Annotated in this window: 6 protein-coding genes; all 6 read left to right on the forward strand. The window is 67.9% G+C overall.

Annotated elements, in window-relative coordinates:
• Positions 1 to 552: 552 nt before the first annotated feature.
• The 6 genes from VGB24_RS20650 to VGB24_RS20675 all read left to right on the forward strand — a co-directional run bounded on the left by VGB24_RS20650 (position 553) and on the right by VGB24_RS20675 (position 12,518).
• Complete coding sequence (locus VGB24_RS20650) at positions 553 to 6,282, forward strand: PA14 domain-containing protein (protein ID WP_331074812.1); 5,730 nt, start codon at positions 553 to 555, stop codon at positions 6,280 to 6,282.
• A gap of 12 nt (positions 6,283 to 6,294) precedes the next feature.
• Positions 6,295 to 6,759: a hypothetical protein gene (locus VGB24_RS20655; protein WP_331074813.1), complete on the forward strand. Its 465-nt coding sequence runs from the start codon at positions 6,295 to 6,297 to the stop codon at positions 6,757 to 6,759.
• A gap of 632 nt (positions 6,760 to 7,391) precedes the next feature.
• Positions 7,392 to 8,489, forward strand: a complete 1,098-nt coding sequence (locus VGB24_RS20660; RefSeq protein WP_331074814.1) for an RHS repeat-associated core domain-containing protein — start codon at positions 7,392 to 7,394, stop codon at positions 8,487 to 8,489.
• Between the two features lie 928 nt (positions 8,490 to 9,417).
• The gene (locus VGB24_RS20665) at positions 9,418 to 10,878 is read left to right on the forward strand and encodes a GspE/PulE family protein (RefSeq protein ID WP_331074815.1); all 1,461 of its coding nucleotides are present in this window, start codon (positions 9,418 to 9,420) and stop codon (positions 10,876 to 10,878) included.
• Positions 10,862 to 11,317: a type II secretion system major pseudopilin GspG gene (gene gspG / locus VGB24_RS20670; protein ID WP_331074816.1), complete on the forward strand. Its 456-nt coding sequence runs from the start codon at positions 10,862 to 10,864 to the stop codon at positions 11,315 to 11,317. Before VGB24_RS20665 ends, gspG begins: the two co-directional genes overlap by 17 nt.
• Positions 11,318 to 11,321: 4 nt before the next feature.
• Entirely contained in the window at positions 11,322 to 12,518 is a 1,197-nt protein-coding gene (locus VGB24_RS20675) for a type II secretion system F family protein (RefSeq protein WP_331074817.1), read from the forward strand.
• The last annotated feature ends 41 nt before the right edge of the window (positions 12,519 to 12,559 follow it).

Genomic DNA, 12,559 nt, shown 5'->3' on the forward strand with positions numbered 1-12,559 from the left:
TCCACTCACATCATCCCGCCCGTTCAACGCCCGAGGACTCCATGCCACTCCCCCGCTTTCCCACTGATGCGCGCATTTCCGCGCGGGGCTCGACGCCGTTTCTGCGCCGATGCCTTCTGCTTGCGATCGCCCTGGCGGCGACTTTCCTCGATGCCCTATCCGCTGCGAGCGCAGGCGGGCGCCCTCACGCGCGAAGACGCCATAAAGGTGACCTACGTGCACGTACTGGAGCGCGAGGCGGATCCGCGCGAGGCTGTCGCATTTGGCGAACTCGTTGGGCACCGGACGAATCCTCCGCAGCATTGTGCTGTGCATCGCCCAGTCGCCCCGGTTTCCGCGGCGTGGCGCGTGCTCTTGCTCGCGCTGGCCGTGCTGCTATGCACGGCACTGCCGAACCGCGCGGCGGCCCAGGTGTGTCTCACGAGCACCGCGAGCGCGACGCAATCCAGCGACTCCACTGCGGACAAGGACAACGGCAGGAAGAAGCCCCGCAAACGCCGCGCACCGAGGGAGGGAACGGCGGAGGTGACGGCGACCGGCTGCGAGACCGACGTGACTCGCCCGACCGTGAGCATCGATCCCGCACAGGGCAGCTACGCGAACTCCACCGTCGGCGTTACCATCTACTGGAGCGACAACGTGGGGCTGGACGCGGGCGCACACTCCATCTACCTGAACGGCGAGGACGTGAGGGCCCAGTTCACGTATAGCGGAACGGCGACCTCGGCGCAGTCGGTGGGAACGGTGACGCTGAACCCGGGGCAAAACACGCTCGAAGCCGAGGTGTGGGACCAGGCGGGCAACGACTGGTCGGCGAGCGCATCCTACGCGTACACACAGCCGCCGCCCCTCAGTTGTCCGGTAGGCCAGTACCTGGCCACGTACTACGCCGGCGTGAACCTCTCGGGCTCCCCGATCCAGACGGCCTGCGCGGCGAAGATAGACCACGACTGGGGCGCGGGCACCCTGAACGGAACCGTGGGGGGTGACCATTTCTCGGCGCGCTGGGTGGGGCGGCACTCATTCGGCGAGGCCACGTATCGCTTCACGGTGACCGCCGACGACGGCGTGCGCCTCTGGGTGGATGGAGTGCTCCTGATCGACCGCTGGGTGGACCAGGGCCCCACCACCTACACGGCCGACCGGGTGATGACCGCGGGCGAGCACGAGGTGAAGGTGGAGTACTACGAACGCGGTGGGGGCGCACTGGTCCGGTCCGGATGGAGTGTTCCGACGGTGCCCATGACCTCGGGCGCTACCCCGTCTCTACGCGAGGTGGTGCAGGGAATCTACCGGCTGGTGAAGGAGCGCGAGGGAGAACCTGCGGGAGTGGACTACTGGGTCGCGAAACTGGAGTCCGGCTGGACGGTGAAGCAGGCCATCCGCTCGTTCGGAACCTCGCCGGAGCAGTACGAGAGGTTCGTGGCCGGGCGGCCCGCCCGGGCGGTGGCCGCCACACTGTACCGGCACATCTACGCCCGCGAGGGGCGGCCTGACGAGCTGGACTACTGGGAGCCGATCGTGGCCCGCGGCGGCTGGGTGGAGATGGTGGACGGATTGCTGGCCTACTGGACATACGGCGAGTGGTTCGGCGACCACGCGGTCCCAGGGTATCCCGTGGCACTGTGGGACGCGCGCCGCGCGCACCTCGTGCTGGATCCACAGACGGGCTTCGCCGACAAGGAACGCGACCTGTGCCTGACGGTGGCGGTGCCGGGCGGAGCGTCGGAGTGCGGCGAGCTGCGCCTCGCGCACGCACTGCCCGCCATCCGTACGCTGAACACGGTGCGCGCCCCCATCCTGGTGTACAACAGCCAGCACGCCCGCCCCATGCCGGTCGTGGCCGGCCGCGTAATGCTGCCGGCCGACCGCGGCACCCCCACGCGGGTCGAAGCCGTGCTGTCCGCGGGCCCGAACTACCAGCTCGTGAAGCGCGCGAACCGGGCCTGGGCGGGGTCGGAGTGGCCGCTGGGACAGGCGCGCCGGATCGCCCTCGCGTACGACGCGGCCAACGATCCGGAGGGGGTGTACAGGTATCTCCTCGAGGTCACCGCCACTTATTCAGACGGCTCCACCCTTCGCTGGGCGATGCGGGGGAGCCTGGCCGTGGTGAACCGGCGCCAGTCTCCCTTCGGCGCCGGATGGTGGCTGGCCGGGTTGGAGCAGTTGCGGTGCATCGAGTGCGGGCCCACCACGTCGTACCTGTTGATCGGGGGCGACGGAAGCACGCGCGTGTACGAGCCGCTCGCCGAAAATCCCGCGAACCTGTGGATTGCCCGCACGCCGGACCGCGGGACCGACACGCTGCGGGTGGTTGCGGATTACCCGAACGCCCGCTTCGTCAGGTACCTCCCCGGCAAGGTCCGCGTGTACTACGACGCCGCCGGCCGCCACGTGGCCACGGTGAACCGGCTGGAGCACCACACGCACTTCGGCTACGACGCAAGCGGCCGCCTGGCGACGGTGCGTGTACCCGCCGGCGCCGGATACTCCGCGTACAAGCCCGAGTACCGCTTCACGTACGGCGCCGGAGGGTCCAACGGGCGCCTGTACAGCGTGACCGCCCCGGACCTGAACGGCGGGGCGGGCCGCCAGGTGGTGATCGGGCCACAGAACGGCGACCACCGGGTGGGGACCATCCAGGATCCCGACGGAACGTACGTGGAGTACGCCTACTTCGACGCGGGCCGCCCCGAGGCGGTCAGCAGGCGCACGGACCGGCGGCGGGTGACCGGAGGCGCCCACTACTTCTACGACGCGGGCGGCAAGCTGGCGAAGGTGAGCCTGGACATGGGCGAGATGGTGGACGGTGTGTACGGTGAGGGCGACGACCTGATCACCTGGTTCACCAACGCCGAAACCCGCGGACTGGCCGAAGCGCCCGTGGCGCCACATGACGCATACTCCATTGTGGACGGCCCGCGCAGAGACGTCGTGGACCGGACGTACTTCTGGCCGGACCGCTTTGGCGGGCCGTGGAGGATCGTGAACGCGCTCGGCCAGGAAACGGTCCTCACACGGAGCGACCTGCGCTTTCCCGGCCTGGTCACCCGGATGGACGGGCCCGTGGGGGCCGACGGCCGCAGGCACACGACCGGTGCCACGTACGACGCCCGCGGCAACCTGTCCACGAGCACTTCGTACGACCCGCTGGGCGACGGCAGAAGCGCGAGCACGTCGTACAACTACGATCCGGCTTGGCCGGACTTCGTCGCCAAGGTCACGCTGCCGGAGGGGGAGGTGACGCGCATTGGCTATCATCCCAGCGGCAACCGCGCGTGGCAGCAGCCGGGCGACAACACGACGCACGCGGTGCGGTTCGACTACAACGCGGCAGGCCTCCTGGAATGGATCCGCCTCCCCGCCACCGCCGCCCAGCCAGAAGCCCTGCAGCGGTTCGAGTACGACACGCGTGGAAACCTGGAGTACAGCACCACGCCCCTCGGCCTGCAATCCGGTCTTAAGACACGCTCGTTCAACGACAACCTGGGCCGTACGTGGAAAACCGAATCGCCCATCGACGGCGTGAGCGTCGCGATTACGGTGACCACCTTCGACGGCGCCGACCGCCCCAAGATCGTGACCACCTCGGCACCCATGCTCCACGGGCCGAATCCAGGCCAGTTGCAGACGGTAGCGGTGGAGAACCACTACGACAATGAAGGGAACGTGCTGCGCGTGGACCGCTGGTCTACGCCCGACCCCACGAACATCCGCGTGATCACGACGCGCTGGGACTACGATGCCGCGGGGCGCGCCATCCGCGAATGGGCGCCGGACGCAACTCCTACCAACAGCACGGACAATCCCCGGGACAGTACGGTGTACGACCCGGCTGGCAACCCCACGGTGGTCATCACCCGTCGCGGCGACACCATCCGCACACGCTTCGATGTGTTGCGGAGGCCGTTCTGGCGCTCTACGTCGGCCTTCCGGTACGCAGCGGTCGCCGATTCCGGAATCCCGACCCGGACGGGGGTCCAGGAGGGCTGTGACAACAGCAACGACAACATCTACCTGTCCTACCCCTACTATCCGAGCAACACCGCCGACTGCAGCCTGACCATCCCCGGCGACACGACGCACTTTGGCTACGACGAAATGGGCAACCTGCGACGCGCGGAGAACCGCTTCGCGCGGGTGCGGCGCGGCTACTATCCGAACGGTCAGCTGCGGGCCGACACGCTCAAGATCCAGACGCTGGCGCTGAACGATACGACGAAGCACGTGTACGCCCTCGGCTACACGTACGACCTGAACGGGCGTCGGACGGTGCTGCACCATCCGGCGGGGCTCGCGCCCGCGGCGGGCGCGGTGACGCGCTACACCTACGACCCGCTGACGGGCGAGCTGGAAAGCGTCACCGACCCGCTGAACCACGGATTCACCTTCCAATACGACCAGCGGGGGCAGCTCAGCAGCAGGACGTTACCGGCCAACGCGCGTCGGGGCTATGGGTACGATCAGGACGGCCGGCTTACCCGGGACACTCTGTGGGTGCCGACCGTACTCTCTGGTGGGCCGCTGGACAACATGGTCGCGGAGTACGATCAGCGCGGCAAGCTCCTGTTCAGCAACAACCTGACGAGGAGCGAGGAGTGGATGCGGAACCGCTACTCGGGTCTGGGGCACCTGGTCGAGTACGAGCAGCGTTCCAGGGCACTAAACCACGCGAACGACATCATAAAGCACAGGGCGTACGGGACGTACCAGTACGACGCGCTGGGCAACACCCACGTGACGACTTCGTCTCACGCCCGCAGGATGGCTGATAGCAACGATTCCACGACCACCGGCGGCACGTCGACGTATCAGCCCTACACGGGCCGGCAGACGAGGGTGTCTCCCGGGAGTGGCACCAGCACCTCCTACGCTTATGACCGGTCGGGGAACCAGAATTTCCAGGTTACCGGGTCCGGGACCACGGCCAACGACCGCGTGTCGTACTACGCGGCGGACGGCACCCTGCGCTTCGCGGAAACGCGAAGCCTCACCAACCTGACGGAGCACCGTCTGACGTGGGAGGAGTACCGCTACGATCCGCTGGGCCGGCGCATCCTGGTCCGCGAGCGCAATTGGTGCGACTACGTCACCAACCGGCAGGAGTGCTCGTTCAACACCATTCGGCGCACCGTCTGGGACGGCGACCAGGTGCTGTACGAGATCCAGATGGAGGACTCGGACCTGTCGCGCGAGAACGACACGGAGCGCAGGCCCGCGGACCACATGCCGCCCAGCATCTTCGACCCGAACGTGCTCGTCGGCAGGGTGCTGCTGACGCACGGGCCGGGGATGGACCAGCCGCTCAGCGTGATCCGCATGCATTACGTAGCAGATGAGGTCCTGGACTGGCCGAACTTCGCCGTGATCCCCATCTGGAACACGCAGGGGCGGGCGCCGTACGTGATGTTCAGTGATGGGCAGCGGACGCTGGCGCACCCCGCGCACCCGAACATAAAGCTGGGGACTTGGTGGCTGCTGGCGAAGGAGGCGTATGGACCGGCGAACAACGCCGAAGTGACTTCCCCGAGCGGGTACGATCAGGTGTGGCTGGGCAGCGTCATGGAAGACCAGCAGGACGCCTCGGGACTGCTCTACCGCCGCAACCGCTACTACGACCCAGCCACCGGGCGGTTTACCCAAGAGGACCCGATCGGCCTCGCCGGGGGCCTGAACCTCTATGGCTTTGCGGCGGGGGACCCGGTGTCGTATTCTGATCCGTACGGTCTGAAGGTCTGCTACAAAGGTAGCGCCCGCCAAGTAGAAGCACTACGCTCAGCAACATCGGAAGCCGTCGGCGCCAAGGTGACGCTCGATCGGACCAACTGCATCTCGGAGGTTGGGGCTACGAGCAACAGAAGGTTGGCGGGCCTCCGAAATCGGCTGGCGCTGCTGGCTGGTATAGACGATATCTACAACGTTTCCTTCAGTGCGCGGTCGTCCGAGACCGATTCGGAGATCATTGCAGGTGCTGGGAGGGTAGGCCAGAGTTGGTCTGGTGCTCACCCGAACTGCCCCGGGACAGTTTGTCCCCGGCGCGTAGAAATCGGCTCCGGTTGGGCACAAGACTATCGGAGCACAGAAGTCTTGGGTTTTTGCATGCCATGGGGAAGCACCCGCCCCACACTAGCGAACGTTGTTGCCCACGAACTAATTGGACATGGATTTGAGTTCTATGCATACGGCAATGGAGCAGCCGGCCTATCCGAAATGCATACGATTCGGAGCGTAGATAACATCTACCAAGCCGCTATGGGAATGCCACGTCGATGTGGCCACTGAGGAGGTAAACAAATGAGCCATAACTACAAATCCGAGCGGGTTCGGACGGCGCGCAGGATTACCACGGCTGCGATGTCACTATTACTCCTATGTATCGCGATCGAAGGGTGTCGCGCACGCGGGCAAGAGCGCGTCGCGGAAAACCTGCGGGTTTCGCGAAAGGAAGCCTATGAGATCGCCGTCGCGTTTCTAACGGCCGCATCGCGGCCTGACTCGCTGAGCCTCGCTGCAGTTGCGTCTGATTCCGTGGTGGCCGAGGTTCTGACGCTCCACCGCGCCGCAGCTGCTCAGCACGTGCAAGCCGCTCGGGGTGCTTTTGATAACAGAAGCGCGCAGGCGACGATGTATGCGGATGGTTCCGACATAGTCTTCCCATACAACTACGAAGGCCGGCGGTATCGGGCCGGCCTGAGAATCTCGCGGGTATCTGACAAGCTGCGTGTTGAGAGCTTCGGTATACCTGTCATAATCGACTGAACAAGCGTTGTCTTCTGGGATCGGACATGATCCGGGCCGGATCGACACCAGCACGACCAAGTGTCTCGTCCGTGGCCGTGCGGACCCGCCTCAACCGGGTCCCCGGGTCCACGCTGGAGTGATCAGCGGAGGCCGGGGCGATCAAGTGTCGTCTCAGACCCCGTAGGGCGCCTCGCGAGCAGGCCGATCCGCGCCGGGATACGCCGCACGTATCCGCCGGCGAGACAACGAAATAAGGCGAGCCGCGGACGCGTTGAGATGCGTCCACGGCTCTCCTTTTTCATCGCGGGCCCGCTCATGAACCACACCCGCGATGAACGCTGCTCAGCAGCGACTGAGCCGCTGGCTGGCGTACACCTGCAAGGCCGGTCCGGTTCTCGTACGACCGGGTCCGCCCGGACAGAACCGGCAGGCCGGGCGACCCGCCACGACCCAGATGGCAGCCGGGAAAGACCGGAAGGAAGACGACGACCCCTTTCGCACCAAGGTCCGCAAGCTCGCCGACGACGCGGGCGCGCTCTCGGTGGCGGTTGCGTATCACGACTACGAAACGCGCACGGCGTGGAGCTTTCGCTGCGACGAGTGGTTTTACGCGGCGAGCACCATCGGCCCATCTTGGTCCGCGCAACCAGGTGCTGTACGAGATCCAGATGGAGGACTCGGACCTGTCGCGCGAGAACGACACGGAGCGCAGGCCCGCGGACCACATGCCGCCCAGCATCTTCGACCCGAACGTGCTCGCCGGCAGGGTGCTGCTGACGCACGGGCCGGGGATGGACCAGCCGCTCAGCGTGATCCGCATGAACTACATGCAGGAGGAGGTTCTGCATTGGCCGGACTTCGCCGTGATCCCCATCTGGAACACGCAGGGTCGGGCGCCGTACGTGATGTTCAGCGATGGGCAGCGAACGCTCGCGCACCCGGCGCACCCGCACATCAAGCTGGGGACCTGGTGGCTGCTGGCGAAGGAGGCGTACGGACCGGCGAACAACGCCGAAGTGACTTCCCCGACCGGATACGATCAGCTGTGGCTGGGCAGTGTGATGGAGGACCAGCAGGACGCTTCGGGGCTGCTCTACCGCCGCAACCGCTACTACGACCCGGCGGCGGGGCGGTTTACCCAGGAGGACCCCATCGGCCTGGCCGGAGGGCTGAACCTGTACGGGTTCGCGGCGGGGGACCCTGTGTCGTATTCTGATCCGTATGGGCTGTGCCCCGACGAGCTATTCAAACGCCGGGGCTTCTTCGGTCTCGGCGGCCGGTCCTGCCCAGGAGGTCTGAGCAAGGGCCAATGGAGCCGAGTGGAGGAAAGCTTTCCCCACCTCACTTCAGTTGCCGCAAGTGGATTGCGCAGCATGTTGTATGGAGGGAGGATCCGAACTGGCACGATTCTCCCGGCAAAGCCCGGTGAGCCAGCGGCTCTTGCCCATGTACCCATACGTCGCAGACGGTCCCCAAACATCGTGCTGCGCGAAGATAGCGACGGGTCAGTACCGCTTTTGAATCAAGCCCCTGGAGATCGTGCATGGGCGCTCGCCCACGAGCACGGCCACGTTGTTGACGAAGAGGCCGCTATTGCAACCGGGCAACAGGGGGAACGGTGGAACTCCATGAAAAGCCAGCAGCATCTGCCACATGGGCAGCGAACACATGAACGATCAGCAAATCGCTACGCGTGCGCGAATAGCACTGGGGAACTTAACGTTTGGGCGGCCACATGCAGCCAGTGATCACGTTACGCGCAGGATACCCCTCCGTCGGCCGGGTTTCACAGTCCGACGCAGCTAACGCTATGTGGAGAGAACCAGTGCGTACGCGGATCCTGTGCATTGCGCTCCTGTGCCTCCTCCAAGGCTGTGGAATCCCTGGCGCACCAAAGCGTCCGATATTCCGGGAGAGCATTGGCGATCCGAACACTGCAGCGATGGTGCAGCTTGACCAGCTCCAGTACCACGCCCAATTGTACGCAGCAGAACATCGGAACATACCTGCTAACCTGAATGCGTTCACTGCCAGACGTCCGGGTGACCGGGTTGACCCCTGGGGGCGAGAGATCATCTACCGGGCAGTGGGAACTACGTACGAACTCCGCTCTGCTGGTGCCGACGGGGTGGAGCCGTCCGATGATGATGTTGTTATCTGGGGAATCGGGGGCCATCGACGCCCGTGCCGACTACGGCACGCGAATGGTCTCATCGTTGATCCGGCGAGCGCTCCCCCTGCGTGTGCGGAACTTCGGCGTCGAGCGGACACCACCTCCCCTGGTGCACACCGTCCGTGACGAAAGCATGAGGTTCCCACCGTTAGCGTCACGGGGTTATTAGTGCTTTCGCGCGGCGACCCGCCGCACATCTTCAGGGCGTTAGGGCGGTATCAGGAGATAGCTGATAGGCGCCGCACCGATCATCACACCACGAGGAAGGCCCCGGATGCGAACGCTCCGGGGCCTTTCCTTCATGCCACCACCCACCTCTGCTGGGTTCGCGGAGTTGCGCAGCCTTGCCAGCAGCGTGCGCCGCTCCGGTCCCTGAACATGCGTGCCCTCCGCACACCTTCAAGCGCAGGGTTGTCAGGCACGATTTCTTCGGTTAATCTTCGGTAGATGAGCCGAACTTCTCCTTTCGTTGCCCGGTGGTATGGGCGCGTTCCGGGATGCCGATGTCCGCCGAAGTACCGCTGGCCGAAGGAATCTCGCGCGAGTTCCTGCTGCATCACCGCCTGTGCCCGCGCGAGCTGGCGCCGGACGGCACGCTGCTGGTGGCCGCGGCGGACGGGGCGCTGCTCGACGCGCTGGACGAGCTCACGTTCGCATACGGCCGCGCCGTGGTGACGGAGCCGGCCACCCTCGCCGACGTGGAGCGCATGATCGAGCGCCTGGCCACGCGCGCCGACCGGCTGATCGAGCTGGCGCAGGTGCACGGCGACGGCGACGACCTGGCCGCCGACGTGCGCGACCTGGCCAACCAGCCCCCCGTCATCCGCTACGTGAACCTGCTGGTGCGCGACGCCTTCGACGCGGGCGCCAGCGACATCCACCTGGAGGCCGAGCGCAGCGGGCTTACGGCGCGCTTTCGCATGGACGGCGTGCTGGCCCCCGCCCCCGAGGCCCCCGCCGAGCTGCAGCAGGCGGTGGTCAGCCGCATCAAGCTGCTGGCCGAACTGGACATCTCCGAGCGCCGGCGTCCGCAGGACGGGCGCATCCGCGTGCGGCTGGAAAGCCGCGAGCTGGACCTGCGCGTATCCACCGTCCCCACCCTCTTCGGCGAAAGCGTGGTGCTGCGCCTGCTGGACCGCGGCGGGCGCCCGGTGCAGCTGGGGGAGCTGGGGATGCCGGGGCACGTGCTGGCGGGGATGGAGGCGCTCGCCCGGCAGCCGTACGGGATGATCCTGGTGACCGGGCCCACCGGGTCGGGAAAGACCACCACGCTGTACGCCGCGCTGGGGCTGCGCGACGCACGCACGGAAAAGGTGATCACCGTGGAAGACCCGGTGGAATACCAGCTTCCCGGCATCGCGCAGGTGCCCGTGCACCGGCAGGCCGGGGTGAGCTTCGGGCAGGCGCTGAGGTCCATCCTGCGCCAGGACCCGGACGTGATCATGGTGGGGGAGATGCGCGACCCCGAAACGGCCGAGATCGCGGTGCAGGCCGCCATGACCGGGCACATGGTCTTTTCGACGCTGCACACCAACGACGCCGTGGGCGCCCTGCCCCGCCTGCTGGACCTGGGAATTCCCGACTACCTGGTGGCGGCGACGGTGGACGGCATCCTCGCGCAGCGGCTGGTGCGGCGGGTGTGCGACGGGTGCCGCCAGCCGTACGATCCGCCGCGCGAGGCCGTCCTTCGCCTGGCGGGCGGCGACGACCCGCGCGGCGACTTCCACCGGGGCGCGGGGTGTCCGGCGTGCCGCGGCACGGGGTACCGCGGCCGTACCGGGGTGTTCGAGCTGATGAAGATGGACGACGTGCTGCGCGAGGCGGTGATGAGGCGCGCGCCCAGGCCGGAGCTGCGCGAGGCCGCGCGGCGCGCGGGGATGACACCCATGCGCGCGGACGGGTGGGCGCGCGCCCGCGCGGGAACGACGACGGTGGAGGAGGTGCTGCGTGTCGTACAGGAGTGACCGGCGGCGGGCCGGCTTTACGCTGATCGAGATGCTGGTGATCATCGCCATCATCGCGGTGCTGGCGGCGGTGGTTGCGCCCGAGGTGTTCCGCAACGTGGGCGACGCCAACTCCAGCGCGGCCCGGCAGCAGATCGAGCTGCTGGGCGCGGCGCTCGACAACTACCGCCTCGACAACCACGCCTATCCCAGCACCGAGCAGGGGCTGGCGGCCCTGCGCACCGAGCCCGTAACGGGCGCGCGGCCCATCCGCTGGCGGGGCCCGTACCTGCGCCGCGACGTTCCGGCGGACCCGTGGGGCAAGCCGTACGTGTACGTGGCTCCCGGGCGGCTGAACCCGCAGGGATACGACCTGTACTCGCTGGGGCGCGACGGCCGCGAGGGGGGCGAGAGCGAGGACGCCGACGTCACCTCGTGGGGCGCCGGGGCGCCGCGGTGATGTCGTGAGCACCGCCGGAACCACCTTCGCCTACCGCGCCGCGCAGCGCACCGGGGCCATGGAAACGGGCACCGTGCGCGCCGACAGCGCCGACGCCGCGCGCGACCTTCTCTTCGCGCGCGGGCTCTTTCCGCTGGAGGTGAAGCTGGAGCGCGGGCGCGAGGCGCGGGGGCCCCGGATGTCGTCGGGCGACCTGGCGCTGGGGCTGCGGGTGCTGGCCACGCTGCTGGAGTCGGGGCTGCCCGTGGGCCGGGCGCTGGCCGCCATGGACGACCTGGTTCCGCCCGCCTGGACGCCCGCGCTCCCGCACCTGCGCGACTCCGTGCGCCAGGGGAGCGGGCTGGGCGCCGCGCTGGCGTCCGCGCCGGTCGCGTTCCCGCCCCTGGTGGTGGGCCTGGTGCAGGCGGGCGAGGCGGGAAGCGGGCTCGCCTCCGCGGTGGTCCGCGCGGCCGAGCTGATGGAGTCCGCCGCCGAGACCCGCCGCGCCGTGCGCGGGGCCCTTGCCTATCCGCTCCTGCTGGCCTGCGCGGGAACGGCGTCGCTGGGGCTGCTGGTGGGCTTCGTCCTTCCCCGCTTCACGCAGATCCTGGAGGGGCTGGGCCAGGAGCTGCCCCCGCTCGCCCGGCTGGTGCTGCACGGATCGCGGGCGGCGCGCGCGGGCTGGATTCCCGGGGTGTTCGTGCTGGCGGTGGGGTTCGTCGCGTGGCGGGTGTGGACCGAAACCGAGACGGGGAAGGCGCGCTGGCACGCGTTCCTGCTGGCGCTTCCCGTCGTCGGCGCGGTGCGGCGCGCGGCGGCGGTGTCGCGGTTCTGCGCGGCGCTGGGCGCCCTGCTGGAAAGCGGCGTCCCCATCGCGCCGGGGCTCCTGCACGCCACCCGCGCCACAGACGACGCCGCGCTGACCGCGCGCATCCTGGCGGCCCGCGAGCAGGTGGTCGCCGGCCGCGCCATCGGGGGGTCGCTGGCCGAGGCGGACGCCGCCACGCCCACGGCCGTGCGGCTGATCCGCGCGGGCGAGGAGAGCGGGCGTGTGCCGCACATGCTGGCCCACGCGTCGCGCATCGAGGGCGAGCGCGCGCAGTCGCTGGTGCGCTCCGCCGTACGCGTGCTGGAGCCGGCCCTGATCATCGCCTTCGGGGGGGTGGTGGCGCTGGTGGCCGCCGCGCTGCTGCAGGCGGTCTACAGCGTGAGGCCGGGATGATGGGGAAGTGCGTGAGTGCGGGAGTGCGGGAGTGCGGGAGC

The sequence above is a fragment of the Longimicrobium sp. genome, from assembly GCF_036399935.1.
Classification (GTDB): domain Bacteria; phylum Gemmatimonadota; class Gemmatimonadetes; order Longimicrobiales; family Longimicrobiaceae; genus Longimicrobium.